We start from the raw sequence: 18703 nt of genomic DNA on the forward strand, positions 1-18703 counted from the left end.
CAGGCCCGCGGCGGAGTATACCGAGACACGTGTCCCGCCAAGCAGGCGCGCAGTTACCGAAGATTTCAAAATGAAAGCCGGCGCGGGTGCGCCGGCTTTTTTGTCGACAAAGAGCCTGGATTCAGATGGGGTCCAGCGGATAGATCGGACGCCGAACGTGCTTGAAATCAAGCTGGGCATAGTCGGAGGTCGTGACGCCCACGCCGGTGCATTCGATGATCTCGGTGGCCATGTCCGAGAATCCTGCGCGCCAGTGGATGCGGCTCTTGAGCACCACATACCGCTTTTGCAGCGGATCGATGCCAGCCGACAGCAGGCAGTTGATGTCGAAGGGCTCCTGGTGGCGGGACACCACCACGATCTCCACCCGGCCGGTGTCGATGACCACCGTCAGCCCCGTGTCGTTGCGCACGCCGCGATACATGGGGCCCCGGTTCAGGTAGACGCCGTCGAACACCAGCTTGACGCGGCCGGTGACCTCCAGCGGTTCACTGGGCTGCTTGATGGCCGGCATGGGCAGCTTGCCGCCCAGCTTGAGCGTGATGGTGTTGCCCACGCCCGCAGCGGCGGCTTCGCGCGCGGCCTGCGGATCGCAGATGGCGTAGAAGACGACGTTGTCCAGCTCCTGGCGCAGGACCTCGGCCAGCACCGCCGTCGTGTCCATCGTGCCGCCCGAGCCCGTGTTGTCGTAGTGGTCCAGCAGCACGACCGGACCCTGTTCGATGGCCTTGGCGCGCGCGATGGTGGGCGCCAGCGGCTCGGAATGGAACACCCAGTCGGCGCGGCCGCGCCACGCGCGGTCCAGCAATTCGTCGCGATGCTGTTCGGCTTCGGCCAGGCTGCCGTCGGTACAGACGACGGCGCTCAGGCCCGCCTCGCGGATGTCCGCGTGGGGAAAGCCCACGAAAACCGAGGCCGCCAGCACGCCGCCGGCCTCCAGTTCCTTGCACCGCTCCTGCAGCGGCTTGTTGGGCGCGGCATGCGTGCCCTGGCACATGATGTGCGGCAGCATGGGCTTGTTGGCCCAGGTCATCACCGGCTTGATCTCGCCCTTCAGCGTGCGGACGATGACATTCGCCGCGCGCACGCCCGCATCGCGGATGTCCACGTGCGGATACGTATGAAAGCCGCTGATCACCGTGGCGTTGCGCACGATGTCGTCGTAGATGTTGGCGTGCATGTCCAGCGTCACGGCGACGGGCGTCGTGGGATCGATCTCGCGCAGGCGGCGCAGCAGGTCGCCCTCGGCATCCTCGACGCCCTCGGCGACCATCGCGCCGTGCAGGTCCAGCAGGATGGCGTCGAAACTGCCTCGCTTGACCTCGTCCAGGATCAGCGTGCACAGGCGCTCATGCGTCTGCGCGCTGGCGGGACCGCTGGGCCAGGACTCGGCCGCGACCGGCACGACCATTTCCGCGCCTTCGCGGCGGGCGACCTCGATGTAGCCGCCCAGGCCACTGTCGGTGTTCTCGTAGGCCTTGATGGCGCGCTCGCCGGCCAGGATCTCGGGGCTGCCGCGAAAGAAGCGCTCAAGGGGGGTGGGCACGGGCGAAAACGTGTTCGTCTCGTGCTTGATCATTGCCAAAAGCCAACGCATGGGATGTTCCTGTGGGTTGCCGTGGAAAGTCAGTGGGCCGACACCGGCTGCGGCCAGGGTCGCTGCGCGGGACGCATCCGTTCCCACGCGCGCGCCACGCGCAGCACGCCCAGGTCGTCAAAGCGCGCGCCGGCGATCTGCAGGCCGATCGGCAGGCCCGCCTTCGTGTAGCCGCAATTGACCGATGCCGCGGGCTGTTCGCTCATGTTGAAGGGCAGCGTGAACCCGATGTGGTGCATCGTGGTGGCGACCTCGTTGGTGGGCGAGGGCCACTCGGCGTTGTAGGCCACCACCGGCGCCACCGGCGACAGCACGTAATCGAACGGCGCGCAGGCGGCGACCGTGCGCGCCCGCACGTTGAGCGTTTCGTAGTAGCTGCGAAACACGTCTTCGCCGCTGTGGCCGCCGCCGCTTTCGGCCCAGGCGCGGATGAAGGGCAGGATCTTCGCGCGGCGTTCTTCGGACAGCGCAGCCAGGTCGATGGCCGAACGGGTGCGCCAGAAGCGGTCCACGCCGTCCAGCATGCCGGGCGTCATCCAGGGTTGCATGGGCGTGACGATGGCGCCCGCCGCTTCGAAGGCGCGCGCGGCGGCTTCGACCGCATCGCGGGTTTCCGGATCCAGCGGCAGTCCGCAGCCTGCGTCCAGCAAGAGGCCGATGCGCAGGCCGCGCACGTCCTGGTCCAGGTTCAGCCAGTCGATCTCCTGGAAGGGCAGGCTCATGTGGTCGCGGGCGTCCGGCTGCGACAGCACGCCCATCATCAGCGCCGTATCGGTGATGGTGCGCGTCATGGGGCCGGCGCAGCGGCCCATGAAGGGCGGATCGATGGGAATGCGGCCCAGGCTGGGCTTTAGCGTGGCGATGCCGCACCAGGCGGCGGGCAGGCGCACCGAGCCGCCGATGTCGGTGCCGATATGCAGGGGGCCATAGCCGGCGGCGGCCGCCGCTCCGGCGCCCGCGCTGGAGCCGCCCGGATTCTTGGTCAGGTCCCAGGGGTTGCGCGTCAGTTCATGAAAGCTCGACAGGCCGGAGGACAGCATGCCGTAGTCGGGCATGGTCGTCTTGCCCAGCAGGACGGCGCCCGCCTCGCGCATGCGCGCCGCCGGCGGGGCGTCGGCCGCCGCCGGGGTAAGGTCGGTGGCCGCGGTGCCCAGCGGCACGGGCACGCCGCGGGTGGCGATGTTCTCCTTGATGGTGGCGGGCACGCCATCGAGCGAAAATCCGCCGCAGGACTGCGGCTCGCCCTTCATCCAGCGGGCTTCCGACGCGCGGGCCATGGCCAGCGCGCCTTCCGGATCCAGCGCATAGGTTGCGTGCAGCCGGGGCTCCCAGCGCTCGATGTGATCGAGCACGGCACGCGTGGCCTCGACGGGCGACAGGGTCTTGCTGCGATACGCCTGCAGGAGTTCCTGGGCGGACATTTCATGCGGTTGCGGCATCTCGGTTCCAGTGATGCGAAAAAGGCGTCAGGCGGCCGGGGAGGCGGCGGGGGGAGCGACGGGCAAGAGGCCAGGCGCGATCGGCCGGAAGTTGCGGAAGTCCCAGTCGCGCCCCGGGGCGGCATCGATCAGGGCGCGGGTATACGGGTGGCGGGGTTCGGTCAGCACGGTTTCGGCCGAGCCGGTTTCCACCACCTGCCCGCGCTGCATCACCATGATGGTGTCGCAGATCTGCGCGGCCACGCGCAGGTCGTGCGTGATGAACAGCACGCCCACGCCGGTGCGCTCGCGCACCTGTTCCAGCAGCTCCAGCACCTGGGCCTGCACCGACACGTCCAGCGCCGAGACGGCTTCGTCGGCCACCAGGATTTCCGGATCCATGACCAGGGCGCGCGCGATGCAGATGCGCTGGCGCTGGCCGCCGGAGAACTGGTGGGGATAGCGCCGCATCGTGTCGGGGCTCAGCCCCACCACGCTGAGGGTTTCGCTGGCGCGCTTTAGCGCCTCGTCGCGCGGCACGCCGAAATTCAGCAGGCCTTCGATGATGGACTCGCCGACCGTGCGGCGCGGGTTGAGCGACCGGTACGGGTCCTGGAACACGATCTGGATGCGGCGGCGCACGGGGCGCAGCGCCGATCCGGACAGCGTGCTGAGGTCTTCGCCGCCCATCATCATGTGGCCGGCGGTGGGCTCGATGAGCCGCACGATGCAGCGCGCGACCGTCGACTTTCCCGACCCCGATTCGCCGACGATGCCCAGGATCTCGCCCTTGCGCAATGTCAGGTTGACGTCGGTGGCGGCAATGACGTGCTGCGCCGCCTTGCGCGAGAACAGCGAGCCCTTGGCGCCATAAGTGCGGCCCAGGCCCTTGACGTGCAGCACCGGCGTGCCGCCGGGCGGTTCGCGGCGCGAGGGCACCAGGCTGGGCACCGAGGACACCAGCCGGCGCGTATAAGACTGCTTGGGCTCGGCCAGGATCTCGTGGCGCGAGCCGCTTTCGATCAGGTCGCCGCGGTTCATGACCACGATGCGGTCCGCGATCTCGGCCACCACGCCGAAGTCGTGCGTGATGAACAGCACTGCCGTCCGGTGCTTGACCTGCAGCTCCTTGATGAGCGCAAGAATCTGCTTTTGCGTGGTGACGTCCAGCGCCGTGGTGGGCTCGTCGGCGATCAGCAGCTTGGGTTCCAGGATCAGCGCCATCGCGATGACGATGCGCTGGCGCTGCCCGCCCGACAACTGGTGCGGATAGGCGTCGTAGATGCGTTCGATGTCGGGCAGGTGCACGGACTGGAACATGTCCAGCACCTTGGCGCGGCGCTCGGCCGCCGACATGTTCTTGCGGTGCAGGCGCAGCACCTCGTCGACCTGCTTGCCCACCGTGTGCACGGGGTTCAGCGCGGTCATGGGTTCCTGAAAGACCATCGCCATGCGCGTGGCGCGCAGCTCGCGCAGCCGGCGCTGCGTGGCCGTGGCGACGTCCTCGCCTTCGACGCGGATCGAGCCCGCGCTGATGCCCAGGATGCCTTGCGGCAAGAGGCCCATGACGGCCAGCGACGTGACGGACTTGCCCGAACCGGACTCGCCGACCACGCACACCGTTTCGCCGGCGTGAACGTCCAGGCTCAGGTTGCGCACGACGCGGTTGCCCGCGCCGGCGACTTCGACCGACAGATTGCGGATGGCCAGGATGGCGGACGAGGTATCGCCCGCGGGGGGATTGGGGGAATAGTTCATCGGCATCAGATCCTGCGCACCATTTTCGGGTCCAGCGCGTCGCGCAAGGCGTCGCCCAGGATGTTCACGCTGAGCACGGTCAGCGACAGGAACAGTCCGGGGAACAGGATCAGGCCGGGCAGCATGCGGAAGTACATGCGGCCTTCGGACATGATGTTGCCCCAGGACGCGATCTCGGGCGGGATGCCCGCGCCCAGGAAGCTCAGGATGGCCTCGGTCAGCATGGCGGACGCAAAGACGTAGGTGCCCTGCACGGTCAGCGGCGCGATCGTGCTGGGCACCATGTGCCGCCACAAGAGTAGCGGCAGCGGCGTGCCCAGCGCCAGCGCGGCCTCGACGTAGGGCTCGCCGCGCACGCTGAGGATCTGGCCGCGCACCAGGCGCACCACCCGCGGGATTTCCGGGATGGTGATGGCCACGAGCACGGTCGTGATGCTGGCGCCCGTGACCGACACCAGCGCGATCGCCAGCAGAATGCCGGGGATCGCCATGATGGCGTCCATGGTGCGCATGATCGGACCGTCCAGCGACCGGAACCAGCCGGCGATGACGCCGATGACCAGTCCGATGACCACGCTGACCACGGCGGCGCCCAGGCCCGCGATCAGCGAGATGCGCGCGCCGTAGGCGACGCGCGACCACACGTCGCGGCCGAACGCGTCCGTGCCCAGCAGATAGTCGGTGAAGGGCTGCTTCAGGCGAGCGCCCGGATTGAGGAGGGTGGGATCGACCGTGCCCAGGAGCGGCGCGAACACGGCGACGAAGACGATCGCCGCCAGCACCACCAGCGCGAGCATGACGGGCCAGCTCTTGAGCCCCTGGCGGATCTGCCGCCAGGCGGTGATGTGCGGGGTGCCGCCTCCGGGGAGGTCGGCGGCCGCCTGCGCGGCGGCATCGGTTGGCGTTTGCATGCTCATGGTGTCAGTACCTGATCCGCGGGTCGAACACCGTATAGGCGCAATCGACAACAAGATTGATGAACACGTAGACGAACGCGAAGAAAAGCGTCAGGCCCTGGATGACGGGGTAGTCGCGCGCCAGCACGGCTTCGACCACCAGCCGGCCAAGGCCCGGGATGTTGAACACCGACTCGGTGACGACGACACCGCTGATCAGAAGCGCGATCCCCACGCCCACGACGGTGGCGATGGGCACGGCCGCGTTACGCAGCGCATGGCCAAGCAGCACCCCGGTTTCGCCCAGGCCCTTGGAGCGGGCGGTGCGGATGAAGTCCTCGCCCATGACCTCGATGACGCTGGTGCGCGTGATGCGCGCGATCAGCGCCACGTAGACCGTGGAGAGCGCCAGCGAAGGCAGGATGAGCCGGTGCAGGAACGGCCAGAATCCTTTTTCCAGCGGCACATAGCCCTGCACGTTGAACCAGCCCAGCTTGATGGCGAAGGCCCAGATCAGCAGGTAGCCGGTCACGAAAACCGGCACGGAAAATCCCAGCACCGAGAAGCCCATGACGGCGCGGTCCAGCAGCTTGCCCTGGCGCCATGCCGCCAGCACGCCAAGCGGAATGGCGACGAGCAGCGTGAACACCAGCGTGAGCACGGCCAGGCTGAGCGACGGTTCAAGGCGCTGCGCGATGAGCTTGGTGACCGGCACGCCGGACATCAGCGAGGTGCCCAGGTCGCCCTGCAGGAGCTTGCCGCCCCAGATGAAGAACTGCTTGACCACCGGCTGGTCCAGGCCCATCGTCTGCCGTATCTGGACGATACGTTCGGGCGTGGCGCCGTCGCCCGCCATGATGATGGCCGGATCTCCGGGGCTGAAACGCAATATCGCAAAGACCACCACCGCGACCATCACCAGGACTGGGATGGTCGCGAGGAGCCGGCGTGAGACAAATGCCAGCATGTATTTCCCCCTGTACCAATTAGGCCTGCGCGGAATGCTTGCTGCGGCGCGCAGGCCCCGAGCCCATCAAGGGGCCTTTTTGACGTTCCAGAACGCGAAGACCGGCGCGTGCACCAGGCCCGACAGCTTGGTCGAGTAGACGGTGGGCACGGACATCTGGCCCAGCGGCACGTACAGGCCTTCGTCGATGCCGATGCGCTGCACTTCCTCGGAGATCTTCTTTTGTTCCGCCGGGTCCGAGGTCAGCGCCATCTTCGTGCGCAGTTCTTCGATCTGCGGGAAGTCGGGCCAGCCGAACCACGCGTTGTCGCCGTTGGCGGCCGCGGGGGCGGAGCGCACCGGGTCCATCACGTCGGTGGCGTACCAATTGGTGTTGTGGATGTTCCAGCCGCCTTCGGCCGGTGCGGCCTTCGAGGCGCGGCGCGTGGCCACGCTTTGCCAGTCCATCGCCGCCAGGTTGACGTTAAAGCCCGCCTTGCGCAGCGCCGCGGCCATCACGACCGGTTGCGCCGACAGCGTGCCCACGTCGGTGGCGTGCATGACCAGGATGGGCGTGTTGTCGTAACCCGCTTCCTTGAGCAGCGCCTTGGCCTTTTCGATGTTGGACGGGACGATCATGTCCTTGCCGATATCGCTTTCCAGCGGCGTGCCGCAGCCCCACAGCGAGGCGCAGGTCTTCCAGTACTTGGGATTGCCGACCAGCGCCTTCATCACGTCTTCCTGGCCGATCGCGTACATGGCGGCCTGGCGGATCTTCTTGTTGTTGAAGGGCGGGTACTTGAAGTTGAAGCGGTACATCGTGAAGTAGCCGACCGGGCTGAGCGACTCTTCCTTCAGGTCCGGATTGCCTTCGATCATCGGCAAGAGGTCATACGGGAACTGCTCGACGAAATCGATCTCGCCGCCCAGCAGCGCGTTGGCGGTGGTCAGGGCGTCGGGCATGACGTCCCACTCGACCTTGTCCACGTGCACGATCTTGCCGCCAGCCAGGCCGCTGACGGGCTCCTTGCGCGGCACGTAGTCGGTGTTCTTGACGTAGACGGTCTTCACGCCCGGCTTGAACTCGGCGACCTTGAACGGGCCGGAGCCCGTCATGTCGGTGATGGGCTTGCCGATGGCTTGTTCGGCGATGCGCTTGGGCATCATGAACGGCGCGGTGCCGGTGGGCTTGGACAGGGCGCGCAGCGCCAGGTCCGTGGGTTCCTTCATGACGATGCGAAAGCTCTTGTCGTCGATGACTTCGATCTTGTCGGTGAACTTGAGCAGCGTGCGGCCCATGCCGTCGCCGGCGGCCCAGCGCTTGATCGACGCCACGCAGTCCTCGGCGGTCACCGGCTGGCCGTCATGCCATTTCTGGCCGGGGCGCAGCGTCATGGTGTAGGTCTTGCCGTCGGGCGAGACTTCCCACTTCTCAAGCATCTGCGGCTGCACCTTGTTGTCGGCGTCGGTGGCCAGCAAGGTGTCGTAGATCATGTAGCCGTGCCACGTCGTGATGTAGGCGGTGGTGGCGTGCGGATCGGTCAGGCGCAGTGGCGAGTGCATCACCGTCTTGATGACGGTCTCGGCGTAGGCGCCGTGAGCCATCGCGAGAGTGACACCGGCCAGCGCGGCCGCTCGGACAAACTTGAGCATGTATTTCCCCTTGAAGCGTTGTGAGCGGCGCATGGGCCGCTACGTCGTTGACGCGTCGCGATGAAGCGGCGCGCGAGGGTCAGGCTGTCGCTGCAGACCGGCCGTCGAACACCGGCCCGCAAGGCGCCATTCTGATGCCGGGACGCAACCGTGTCCATGGTTGTTTTGCCGCATCCATCAGCATGGAACCGGGCGCCGCGCACACCAGGATCGTGTGTGCGATCGGGGTGAAATCGGCGCGAAAGTGCGCTGAACTCTTGACCACCAGGATCGCGGCGCGCGTGGGTTCCACGCCGGCAAAGCGGAACATCTCCTGGTCGGCCATCTGCACTTTGTTGGAGGCCAGGATGATGCGCACGCCGCCGATGCGCAGGCACGCGCTGGGGCCCAGATCCATGTGAAAGCCGCGATAGAACGCACCATGCGTATCGAAGCGTCCATCGGAAGTTTTCTCGACGATGAACTCGGTGTCCAGGGGTTCGTCGTGGGGAATACCCGAATGTCCACCCAGTGCAATCCGAATGGTATTTCCAGCGCCGGCGCGGTGCGCGGCCAGCGCGGCGGCCGGGTCCACAATCAGACCAATCGCCGTATCGCGCGCATCGTGGCGGATGAGCGCGCGCAGCACGCCGGTGGTGTCGGAACTGCCGCCCGCGCCCGGGTTGTCCTGCGCATCGGCAATGACCACGGGCTTGGACGCATCGCGCGCCAGGCGCAGCGCTTCCTGCACGGCTTCGTCCGGCGTGTAGAGCTTGCCGCCGAAGTCCTGTTCCGCATTCTCGACCGCGCGCGCCATCTCGTCGGCGGCGGCATCGGCTTCGGCTTGCGTCATGCCGTAGGCCCAGACCGTGGGGGCGCATTCGGGAAAGTCCGCGGCCGGAAATCCGGTCGCAAAGGAGATGCTGCTGGCCGCGCCGCGCGCCTCCAGATCGCCCAGCAGCTGGTACAGGCTGCGGGCCGGCTCGATGTCGGTGGACTGCCAGCACAGCGGAATCAGGAAGGGCAGGCTGCGCAGCGCCACGTAATGACGCGGCATGCCGCCCAGCCGCTGCGCCAGCAGGTTTGCGGCGCGCTGGCCGGTCTCGGCCATGTCGATATGGGGATAGGTGCGATAGCAGACCAGCGCATCGGCATGGCGCACCATCGCGCGAGTCACGTTGGCGTGCAGGTCCAGGCTGGCGACGATGGGCACATTGGGGCCGACCAGTTCACGCACGCGCTTGAGCAGTTCGCCTTCGCCGTCGTCCAGATGCTCGGTGACCATCGCGCCGTGCAGGTCCAGATACACGCCGTCCAGCGGCATCGCCTGCGACAGCCCTTGCAGAATCATCGCGCTGATGCGCTCGAACGCATCCCGGGTCACATGCCCGGAGGGACTGGCCGCCGCCCACGTCGTGGGTATCAACGCATGCTCGCCCATCGCCTCGATAAATCCCGCCACCGGAATATTGGCCCCCGCCACCGCCTCGAACATTGCAGGGCCACTGACCAGCTTCGGCCACCCCCCACCCTTGTCCGCAAAATCCTCCCACGCCGCGCGCGACGGCGCGAACGTATTGGTCTCATGCTGAAAGCCGCCGATCCCGATGCGCATCAGGTTTCCCCCTGTCGTACAGATATTCGGAAGGCGCGGCGAGACGCCGCGCAGTTCAGTGCATCGAGGCGCTAATCCATCGGCCGCATCTCAATTTGAGATATCGCGTACGAGGCACAGCGCCACGACCTGGCAATGCGGTCCCAAGCGGGGTCGCGCGGATCCGGGCTCCGCCGGTCCGCTGCGACGCCCCCTGGGGGGAGGCGCTACGCGCCTCGGGGGGGGCGTTATTTGGCGACGGGCATCGTGAATTCGGCGCCCTTGGCGATGCTGTCGGGCCAGCGCTGCATCACGCTCTTGTAGCGCGAGTAAAAGCGGATGCCTTCCTCGCCATACGCATGATGGTCGCCGAACAGCGAACGCTTCCAGCCGCCAAACGAATGCCACGCCATGGGCACGGGGATCGGCACGTTGATGCCCACCATCCCGACCTTGATCTGCCGCGCGAACGCGCGCGCCACGCCGCCGTCGGACGTGAAGCAGGCCACGCCGTTGCCGAACTCGTGCGCATTGATGAGGTCCACCGCGCTGGCGAAGTCCGGCACGCGCACGATGCACAGCACCGGCCCGAAAATCTCTTCGCGGTAGATGTTCATGGCCGGCTTGACGTTGTCGAACAGCGTGCCGCCCAGGAAGAAGCCCTTTTCGTTGCCCGGCACCGTGAGGTCGCGGCCGTCCACCACCAGGTCGGCGCCGCAGGCGATGCCGTCCTCGATGTAGCCCATCACCTTCTTGCGATGCTGTGCGGTGACCAGCGGACCCATCTCGGCGTCCGATTGCATCCCGTCCTTGACCACCAGCGCCTTGACGCGCGGCGTCAGGCGTTCGACCACCTTGTCGGCCACGTCGCCCACCGCCACGGCCACCGAAATGGCCATGCAGCGCTCGCCCGCGGAACCATAGGCCGCGCCCATCAGCGCGTCGGTCACCTGGTCCAGGTCCGCGTCGGGCATGACCACCAGGTGGTTCTTGGCGCCGCCCAGGGCCTGCACGCGCTTGCCGCGCTTGGTGCCTTCGGCGTAGATGTATTCGGCGATCGGCGTGGAGCCGACAAAGGACAGGGCTTCCACATCGGGGTGCGCGATCAGCGCGTCGACCGCCTGCTTGTCGCCATGGACCACGTTGAAGACGCCGGGCGGCAGGCCCGCTTCGGTAAGCAGTTCGGCCAGGCGCACGGACGCGGACGGATCGCGCTCGGACGGCTTGAGCACGAAGGTGTTGCCGCAGGCGATGGCCACCGGGAACATCCAGCACGGCACCATCATCGGGAAGTTGAACGGCGTGACGCCGGCCACCACGCCCAGCGCCTGGCGCATGCTCCAGTTGTCGATGCCGCCGCCGATCTGGTCGGAGTACTGGCCCTTGAGCAGTTGCGGAATGCCGCAGGCGAACTCGACGATCTCGATGCCGCGCATCACTTCGCCCTTGGCGTCCGAGAACACCTTGCCGTGTTCGCGGGTGATGAGTTCGGCCAGTTCATCCTGGTGCTGGTCCAGCAGCGCCTTGAAGTTGAAGAGGATGCGGGCGCGCTTGAGCGCCGGGGTTTCCGACCAGGCGGGAAAGGCGGCCTTGGCGGCGGCCACGGCCATCGCCACGTCGTCGTTCGATGCCAGCGGGATGGACGAGGCGATCTCGCCGGTGGCCGGGTTGAAGCCGTCGGCGTAGCGGCTGCTGCCGCCATCGTAGGGCTGGCCGTTGATGAAATGCGGAATCTTCTTCATGGGTGCAAGGCTCGATGCGGGAATACGTCAGAAAATGCAGTGGGGCGGCCGGCGGCCGCCCGTGTGCGGATGGCGCGCCGCCACGGGCGCGCGACAGGATGGCAACTCAGGCAACCTCTTTCAGGATCTTGCCGATCTGTTCGAAGATCTGGCCGATCTGGGCCTCGTCGATGATCAGCGGGGGCGAGACGGCGATGATGTCGCCGGTGTAGCGCACCATCAGGCCGCTGTCGAAGCAGCGCTGGAAGACTTCGGCGGCGCGTGCGCCCGGGGCGCCTGCGCGCGGCGCCAGTTCGATGCCGGACACCAGGCCCAGGTTGCGCACGTCGATGACGTTGGGCGCGCCCTTCAGGTTGTGCGCGGCTTCCTGGAATGCGCCCGACAGCTTGCGGGCGCGGCCGAACAGGTCTTCGCGGCGGTAGATGTCCAGCGTGGCCAGGATGGCGGCGGCCGCCAGCGGGTGCGCCGAATAGGTGTAGCCGTGGAAGAACTCGATGCCGCCCGCCGGGCCGTTGACGATGGCGTCGTGCACCTCGCGTTTGACGGCGACAGCGCCGGCCGGCACGGCCGCGTTGCTGACGCCCTTGGCCATGGCGATGATGTCGGGCGTCACGCCGAAAAATTCGGATGCCGTGGCGGCGCCCAGGCGGCCGTAGGCGGTGATGACCTCATCGAAAATCAGCAGGATGCCGTGCTTGGCGGTAATTTCGCGCAGCTTTTCCAGATAGCCCTTGGGCGGAATCAGCACGCCCGTGGAGCCGGCCATCGGCTCGACGATCACGGCGGCGATGGTCGAGGCGTCGTGCAGGGCGATGATGCGCTCAAGTTCTTCGGCCAGGTGCGCGCCCCACGCGGGTTGGCCCTTCGAGTAGGCGTTCTGCTCAAGATTATGGGTGTGGGGCAGGTGGTCCACGGCGGGCAGCAGCGCACCGGAGAACGTCTTGCGGTTGGCCGAGATGCCGCCCACCGAGATGCCGCCAAAGCCCACGCCGTGATAGCCGCGTTCACGGCCGATGAGGCGCGTGCGCTGGCCTTCGCCGCGCGCGCGGTGATAGGCCAGGGCGATCTTGAGCGTGGTGTCGACGGATTCGGAGCCGGAATTGGTGAAGAAGACGCGGTCCAGGCCCTGCGGCATCAGGCCCGCCACCGCGGTGGCGGCCTCGAAGGCGAGCGGGTGGCCCAGCTGGAAGCCCGGCGCGTAGTCCATGACGCCGGCCTGGCGGGCGATGGCCTCGACGATTTCCTCGCGGCCGTGCCCGGCATTGACGCACCACAGTCCGGCCGTGCCGTCCAGGATCTGCCGGCCGTCGGTGGACGTGTAATACATGCCTTTGGCCTTTGCCAGCATGCGCGGCTGGGCCTTGAACTGCTTGTTGGCAGTGAAGGGCATCCAGAGATGGGACAGGTCGGGCGACTGGGCGGGGGCGTTCATGGTGACTCCAGAAGAGGGACAACCGTGGCCGCCGCAACACGCGCGCGGCCAGCGGGATTCGGACGATTCTGGAACGTCCCGCCGGGAATGAAAATATACGATCCGCGCATTTGCCGCTAACTGTATAGTTGTCAGCACCACAACTGTACAGTTTGCTCGTGATCGACTTTCAACCCGTCCGCGGCCGCGGGGCCGCGCCCACCCTCGTCGAACAGCTGGTCGCGGCGATCCTGCGCGCCGTCGAGGCGCAGACCCTGCGTCCGGGTATGTCCCTACCCTCGGTCCGGGAGTTCGCGCGCCAGTACGGCGTCAGCACCTTCACCGTGGCCAGCGCCTACAGCCGGCTGGTGTCGCAGGGCTGGCTGGCTGCGCGGCCCGGCGCGGGCTACCGGGTGGCATCGCCCGACGCGCCCACGCGCCGCGCCGAACCGCTGTCCTGGGAGCCGCCGCGCCTGAATGCGGGGTGGCTGCTGTCGGACATCTTTGCCGACCACTCCATCCCCATCAAATCGGGATGCGGCTGGCTCCCCGGCGAATGGCTGAACGAAGAAGGCCTGCACGTGGCGCTGCGCCACATGGGGCGGGTGCCCGCGATGCGGATCGCCAATTACGGGCATCCCTATGGCTACGCGCCGCTGCGCGAGACCATCGCGGCCAGCCTGAGCGCGCAGGGCATGGAAGTCGAGGCGTCGCAGGTGCTGCTGACGCAGGGCGTGACCCATGGGCTGGACACGGTGATCCGCACGCTGCTGCGGCCGGGCGACACGGTGATCGTCGAGCAGCCGGCCTACGCCAATCTCTTGCAGATGCTGCGCCTGGCCGGCCTGCGCGTCATCGCGGTGCCCAGGACGGCCGACGGCCTGGACTGCGACGCCCTTGAGCAGGTGGCGGCGCAGCACCGGCCGCGCGCGCTCTTCATCAACACCGCGCTGCAGAATCCGTCGGGCGCCAGCATCACCATGGCCAATGCGTTCCGCATCCTGCAAGCGGCCGAGCGGCACGGGCTGTGGGTGGTGGAAGACGACATCTCGCGCGAGCTGGCGCCGGGTGTCACGCCCATGCTGGCGGCGCTGGATGGCGCGCGCAGGGTCGTCTACCTGGGCGGCTACTCAAAGGTCATCAGTCCGTCCGTGCGCGTGGGCTATGTGGTGGCGCACCGCGATCTGGTGCGCGACATCGCCCGCACCAAGATGGCGGTGGGCCTGACCACGCCCGAGATCATGGAGCGCATCGTGCACCAGGTCATCCGGGAGGGCCGCTACCGCGCGCATATCGCGCGTACCCGCGAGCGGCTGGCCGAGGCGCATACGGAAGTGGCCGAGCAGATGCGTCAGCACGGCTTTGAAATCCATGGCAGGCCGCAGGGCGGCCTGTTCCTGTGGGCAAAGGTGGCGGGGCAGTGGCGCGAGCGCGGCGCAAACGGCCTGGCGGAACTGGCGCTCAAGGACGGCATCTGGCTGGCGCCCGGCTCCTATTTCGAAGCAGACGAGGCCGACACGGCGTGGGTGCGCTTTAACGTGGCGTACTCGGCGGCGCCCGCGCTGTGGCGCTTCATGCGCAATGCGGGCGCGGCCTAGGGGGGGCGTCAGGCGCGTTCGTACGTGACGAAGTCGTAGTCGTAGCCGTTTTCGGCGGGCTGCGGTTCGCGCGCCGTTTCCTTCCATTGGAACGAGGGCAGCAGCGGGAAGAACGCATCGCCCTCGACGTCGGCATGGACTTCCGTGGCCAGAACGCGCCTGGCCAGCGGCAGGGCCTGCGCGTAGATCTGCGCGCCGCCGATCACGAAGGCTTCGTCGATGTCGCCGCACGCGGCCACCGCCGCCTCAAGGGTGGGCGCAAGGATGGCGCCGGCGGCACTGAAATCGGGATTGCGGCTGATGACGATGTTGCTGCGGCCGGGCAGGGGACGGCCCAGCGAATCCCACGTCTTGCGGCCCATGATGATCGGATGGCCCAGCGTGCTGCGCTTGAAATGCGCCAGGTCGCCCGGCAGTTTCCAGGGCAGGGCGTTGTCGCGGCCGATGGCGCGGTTGGTGGAATAGGCGACGATCAGGGTAAGGCTGGCGGGCATGCGTGCTTTGAACGGATAAGGATTTGGCCGGAAGAATGCCGTAAGCGTAGCAAATTGCGGCGCCGGCCCCGTCAGTTTTCCGCGTGTTCCAGGAACTCGGTGGCCGGCATGGGCTTGCCCAGCAGGAAGCCCTGCAGCGAGTCGCAGCCCAGCCCGGTCAGGAATTTCTGCTGCGCGGCGGTCTCGACGCCTTCGGCCACGATGCGCAGGTTCAGCTGCTGCGCCAGCGCGATGATGGCCGACACGACGGCCGCATCTTCGTTGTCGTTGTCCAGCTGGTTCACGAAGCCCCGATCGATCTTCAGCTCGGTCGCCGGCAGCCGCTTCAGGTAGAGCAGGCTGGAGTAACCCGTGCCGAAGTCGTCGATGGAGATCGTGACGCCCAGTTCGGACAGGCGCTTGAGCACCGTCAGGCTCGTCTCGGCGTCGCGCATGGCGGTCGATTCGGTCACTTCGATGGTCAGGCAGGCAGGCGGCACGCCATGGCGCGCCAGCGCCGACCGCACCGTTTCCACCAGGCTCGAATGCGAGAACTGCAGCGCCGAGATGTTCACGGCGATGGTCCAGTGCCCCTGGCCGACATCGATCCACTCGCGCATCTGGCGGCAGGCCTCGTTGATGACCCATTCGCCGATGGAGAGGATGAGGCCGGTCTTTTCCGCCGTCGGAATGAACTGGTCCGGGCCCACCAGGCCGCGCGTGGGATGGTTCCAGCGCAGCAGCGCCTCGGCGCCCATGATCGGGCCGGCCGGCGCCTCGTACTTGGGCTGGTAGTGCAGGACGAACTGGCCGCGCTCCTGCGCCAGGCGCAGGTCGTGCAGCAGCTCGATCTGCTCGTGCGCGTCCGCGTTCATGGACGGCTCGAAGAAGCTGTAGCCGGTGCCGCCCAGCCGCTTGGCGTGGTACATCGCCGCGTCGGCATTGGTCAGCAAGGAGTGGGTGTCCTCGCCATCGTTCGGGAAGACCGCGATGCCCACGCTGGAGGTCACCAGCACGTCGTGGCCGTACACCGTGACCGGACGGCCGATGGCCTCGATCAGCCGGTCCGCCACGTTGGCCGCGTCGGTCGGTTCAATGACTTCGCTCAGCACGATGAACTCGTCGCCGCCCAGCCGGGCGACGGTGTCCTGCGTGCGCAGCGCCTGGCGGATGCGCTGCGCCAGATCGATCAGCAGCGCGTCGCCGGTATGGTGGCCGTAGGCGTCGTTGACGGCCTTGAACCCGTCCAGGTCGAAGAACAGCACCGCGAAATGACCGCGGCGGCGGGTCGCGCTTTCGATGGCCTGTTCCATGCGGTCTTCGAGCAGGATGCGGTTGGGCAGTTTGGTCAGGGTGTCGTGCAGCGCCAGTTGCACCAGTTCTTCATTCGCTTCGGCCAACGACGAGGCCAGGGCGGACGTGCGCGCCTCGAGCCGGTTGTCCAGCACCGCCACGACCAGGGCGATGGCCAGCACGCTTAGCGTGACCGCGGTCACGGCGATGGCAAGCCAGCCGGCCGAGATGCCGGCGTCGGCCGCCATGCAGATGCTGCCGGCCGGGAACCCCGCAGCTTCCATGCCCGTGTAGTGCATGCCGACGATCGCCAGCCCCATGACACCCGCGGCCGCCGGGCGCGACAGCGCCACGCGCGGCCCGTCCTGCCGCAGCCGGTACGTGATCCACAAGGCCGCGCCCGACGCGGCGACGGCAATCACCACGGACAGCGCGAACCATGTCGGGTCGTAATCGATGCCGGGCGACATGCGCATGGCCGCCATGCCGACGTAGTGCATCGCCGCGATGCCCGATCCCATCAGCAGCGCGCCGGCCGCCAGCCTGCGCCACGGCAGCTCGTCCTTGCAGACCATCCACAGCGCGAAGGCCGAGCAGGCGATCGCGATGGCGAGTGACAGCACGGTCAGCGGCAGGTCGTATCCCATCGGGATGGGCAGGCTGAAGGCCAGCATGCCCACAAAGTGCATGGACCAGATCCCGATGCCCATCGCGAACGCGCCACCCGCCAGCCAGAACTTCGCGGCAGGCAGGCCGCTCGATGCCTTCACGCGGTTGGCCATGCCCAGCGCCGTATACGACGCCAGGATGGCGACCCCTAAGGATACGAGGACGAGCGAAGGGTTATAAGTTCCAACGAGCATTTGTGGGGTCCTGTCCTAAGCGCATGCGGCGGCGGCGCGGGGCACGATTTTCAATTCAATTGGTAGTCAACAGTTGCATTACGGTCGCAAGGAGGATCCTGCTCTCGTCGCTGGCGATTCTCACACTCTCTTTATAGGGATGGGGGATTGGGCGGGGCAACGCCAGCGGTCGGCGCGGTTCGGGCGTTCGGCATGGCGCGCCGCGAGGGCCGGTCGATAGCGACGGGGCGCGCGGCATGCTGGACGCGCGTCCGAGGCTAAGGGATGGGTTATACCGAAATCACGCTTCCAGAAGCTCACCAATCTTCACCTGCTGCGGGACGTGCAAGGAATGGGGCGCCGGACGGTCGTCCGGCGGGTTGCGGATCAGCCCTGAAAGGCGGGCGCCGGGCCAGGCCGGCGCCGGGGTCAGACGGCCATTGCGGCCGTAAGGGGCGCGTGGTGCGTGTAGCCCGACAATGAGAAATCGCCAGGTTCGACCTTCTCGAGCCACTCGGGCTCGTAGCGGCCGGTCACGGCGAAGTCGGGAATGCGGTCCGACAGCACGAGGCGGGGCGACTCATATGGCGTTCGCGTCAGTTGCTCGCGCAGCATCGGCAGGTGGTTCTCGTAGATGTGCGCATCGCCGATGAAATAGGTGAACCAGCGCGGGGTATAGCCAGTCAGGCGGCCGACCAGGTGCAGCAGCGCCGCGCCTTCGGTCAGATTGAACGGCGTGCCCAGGCCCACATCGTTGGAGCGGATGTACAGGCACAGCGAGATCTCGCGGGTCGTCGCGTTGGGCAGGAACTGATAGAGCAGGTGACAGGGGGGCAGCGCCATTTCCTCGATCTGCGCCCAGTTCCAGCCATGGAACAGGATCCGCCGGTCGCCCGGGCGTTCGTGGATGGTGTCCAGGCATTGCCGCAATTGGTCGACCGCCTTGTACAGCAGCACCTTCGGCTCGCCGTCCTGAACCAGGTCGGCCACCTTGGCGTAGCCGCGCGACAACGCGTCCTCGATCTGCGCGGGACGGTTGGCATCCAGCATCTTGTAGGCCGGCCACTGGCGCCACTGCACGCCGTACACGGGCCCCAGGTCGTCCGGGCCTTCGCGATAGGGGTTCGCCAGCCACTGGGCGTTCTCGTTGGCATTCTGGTCCCAGACCTTGCAGCCCAAATCGCGGAATTCCGCCGCGCTGCGCGAGGCGCGCAGAAAACCCACCATTTCGCCAATGGCCGACTTGAACGCCAACTTTTTGGTGGTGACGGCGGGAAAGCCCTGCTGCAGGTCAAAGCGCAGCGAGGCGCCCGGCATGCTGAGGGTGCGGATGCCGGTCCGGTTTTCCTGCCACGAGCCGGTATCGAGGATGGATTGAACGAGGTCCAGGTATTGTTTCATGGCGATCCTTGTGCCTGCTGTCCCGGTCCGGGAAGCAAGCGCGCCGCCACGAACGCGTCGCGGCGGCGCCTATATATAGTGAATGCCGAATTACACCACGGC

Annotated in this window: 13 protein-coding genes; 1 reads left to right on the top strand and 12 read right to left on the bottom strand. The window is 67.2% G+C overall.

Annotated features, from left to right (window positions below):
* Positions 1-121: 121 nt before the first annotated feature.
* The 9 genes from KVT32_RS11175 to KVT32_RS11215 form a co-directional block, all read right to left on the bottom strand.
* The gene (locus tag KVT32_RS11175) at positions 122-1597 is read right to left on the bottom strand and encodes a M81 family metallopeptidase (protein ID WP_217618200.1); all 1476 of its coding nucleotides are present in this window, start codon (positions 1595-1597) and stop codon (positions 122-124) included.
* Positions 1598-1626: 29 nt separating this feature from the next.
* Positions 1627-3036, bottom strand: a complete 1410-nt coding sequence (locus tag KVT32_RS11180) for an amidase (RefSeq protein WP_175156098.1) — start codon at positions 3034-3036, stop codon at positions 1627-1629.
* A gap of 27 nt (positions 3037-3063) precedes the next feature.
* Positions 3064-4773 carry an ABC transporter ATP-binding protein gene (locus KVT32_RS11185; RefSeq protein ID WP_217618201.1) on the bottom strand — a complete coding sequence of 570 codons (1710 nt, stop codon included), beginning with the start codon at positions 4771-4773 and terminating at the stop codon, positions 3064-3066.
* A 5-nt stretch (positions 4774-4778) separates the two neighbouring features.
* Positions 4779-5684: an ABC transporter permease gene (locus tag KVT32_RS11190; RefSeq protein ID WP_056325963.1), complete on the bottom strand. Its 906-nt coding sequence runs from the start codon at positions 5682-5684 to the stop codon at positions 4779-4781.
* Positions 5685-5694: 10 nt separating this feature from the next.
* The gene (locus KVT32_RS11195) at positions 5695-6636 is read right to left on the bottom strand and encodes an ABC transporter permease (RefSeq protein ID WP_056325255.1); all 942 of its coding nucleotides are present in this window, start codon (positions 6634-6636) and stop codon (positions 5695-5697) included.
* A 66-nt stretch (positions 6637-6702) separates the two neighbouring features.
* Positions 6703-8268 carry an ABC transporter substrate-binding protein gene (locus KVT32_RS11200; RefSeq protein ID WP_217618202.1) on the bottom strand — a complete coding sequence of 522 codons (1566 nt, stop codon included), beginning with the start codon at positions 8266-8268 and terminating at the stop codon, positions 6703-6705.
* Positions 8269-8347: 79 nt separating this feature from the next.
* A complete protein-coding gene (locus KVT32_RS11205; protein WP_056325261.1) occupies positions 8348-9862 on the bottom strand; it encodes a M81 family metallopeptidase in 1515 nt (504 codons plus the stop codon).
* A gap of 227 nt (positions 9863-10089) precedes the next feature.
* Positions 10090-11583, bottom strand: a complete 1494-nt coding sequence (locus tag KVT32_RS11210) for a CoA-acylating methylmalonate-semialdehyde dehydrogenase (protein ID WP_152382606.1) — start codon at positions 11581-11583, stop codon at positions 10090-10092.
* Positions 11584-11689: 106 nt separating this feature from the next.
* Positions 11690-13015, bottom strand: coding sequence for an aspartate aminotransferase family protein (locus KVT32_RS11215; protein ID WP_217618203.1), 1326 nt, complete (start codon positions 13013-13015; stop codon positions 11690-11692).
* Between the two features lie 158 nt (positions 13016-13173).
* Here KVT32_RS11215 and KVT32_RS11220 point away from each other — a divergent pair, with 158 nt between their 5' ends.
* Positions 13174-14592 carry a PLP-dependent aminotransferase family protein gene (locus KVT32_RS11220; protein ID WP_056325966.1) on the top strand — a complete coding sequence of 473 codons (1419 nt, stop codon included), beginning with the start codon at positions 13174-13176 and terminating at the stop codon, positions 14590-14592.
* Positions 14593-14600: 8 nt separating this feature from the next.
* Here the strand turns inward: KVT32_RS11220 and KVT32_RS11225 are convergent, their stop codons facing one another.
* The 3 genes from KVT32_RS11225 to KVT32_RS11235 form a co-directional block, all read right to left on the bottom strand.
* Positions 14601-15086, bottom strand: coding sequence for a dihydrofolate reductase (locus tag KVT32_RS11225; protein WP_062839986.1), 486 nt, complete (start codon positions 15084-15086; stop codon positions 14601-14603).
* A gap of 71 nt (positions 15087-15157) precedes the next feature.
* On the bottom strand, positions 15158-17221 hold the full coding sequence (locus tag KVT32_RS11230; RefSeq protein WP_056325274.1) for a bifunctional diguanylate cyclase/phosphodiesterase: 2064 nt from the start codon (positions 17219-17221) through the stop codon (positions 15158-15160).
* Positions 17222-17629: 408 nt separating this feature from the next.
* The gene (locus tag KVT32_RS11235; protein ID WP_056325276.1) at positions 17630-18601 is read right to left on the bottom strand and encodes a thymidylate synthase; all 972 of its coding nucleotides are present in this window, start codon (positions 18599-18601) and stop codon (positions 17630-17632) included.
* Positions 18602-18703: the final 102 nt, after the last annotated feature.

Source organism: Achromobacter sp. GbtcB20, from assembly GCF_019091095.1.
Classification (GTDB): Bacteria; Pseudomonadota; Gammaproteobacteria; order Burkholderiales; family Burkholderiaceae_B; genus Achromobacter; species Achromobacter mucicolens.

What these genes read in the sequence shown, in the direction of transcription:
- KVT32_RS11175 (WP_217618200.1), bottom strand. Translation starts at nt 1,597, where the DNA reads ATGCGTTGGCTTTTGGCAATGATCAAGCACGAGACGAACACGTTTTCG.
- KVT32_RS11180 (WP_175156098.1), bottom strand. Translation starts at nt 3,036, where the DNA reads ATGCCGCAACCGCATGAAATGTCCGCCCAGGAACTCCTGCAGGCGTAT.
- KVT32_RS11190 (WP_056325963.1), bottom strand. Translation starts at nt 5,684, where the DNA reads ATGCAAACGCCAACCGATGCCGCCGCGCAGGCGGCCGCCGACCTCCCC.
- KVT32_RS11215 (WP_217618203.1), bottom strand. Translation starts at nt 13,015, where the DNA reads ATGAACGCCCCCGCCCAGTCGCCCGACCTGTCCCATCTCTGGATGCCC.
- KVT32_RS11185 (WP_217618201.1), bottom strand. Translation starts at nt 4,773, where the DNA reads ATGAACTATTCCCCCAATCCCCCCGCGGGCGATACCTCGTCCGCCATC.
- KVT32_RS11200 (WP_217618202.1), bottom strand. Translation starts at nt 8,268, where the DNA reads ATGCTCAAGTTTGTCCGAGCGGCCGCGCTGGCCGGTGTCACTCTCGCG.
- KVT32_RS11205 (WP_056325261.1), bottom strand. Translation starts at nt 9,862, where the DNA reads ATGCGCATCGGGATCGGCGGCTTTCAGCATGAGACCAATACGTTCGCG.
- KVT32_RS11225 (WP_062839986.1), bottom strand. Translation starts at nt 15,086, where the DNA reads ATGCCCGCCAGCCTTACCCTGATCGTCGCCTATTCCACCAACCGCGCC.
- KVT32_RS11235 (WP_056325276.1), bottom strand. Translation starts at nt 18,601, where the DNA reads ATGAAACAATACCTGGACCTCGTTCAATCCATCCTCGATACCGGCTCG.
- KVT32_RS11195 (WP_056325255.1), bottom strand. Translation starts at nt 6,636, where the DNA reads ATGCTGGCATTTGTCTCACGCCGGCTCCTCGCGACCATCCCAGTCCTG.
- KVT32_RS11210 (WP_152382606.1), bottom strand. Translation starts at nt 11,583, where the DNA reads ATGAAGAAGATTCCGCATTTCATCAACGGCCAGCCCTACGATGGCGGC.
- KVT32_RS11230 (WP_056325274.1), bottom strand. Translation starts at nt 17,221, where the DNA reads ATGCTCGTTGGAACTTATAACCCTTCGCTCGTCCTCGTATCCTTAGGG.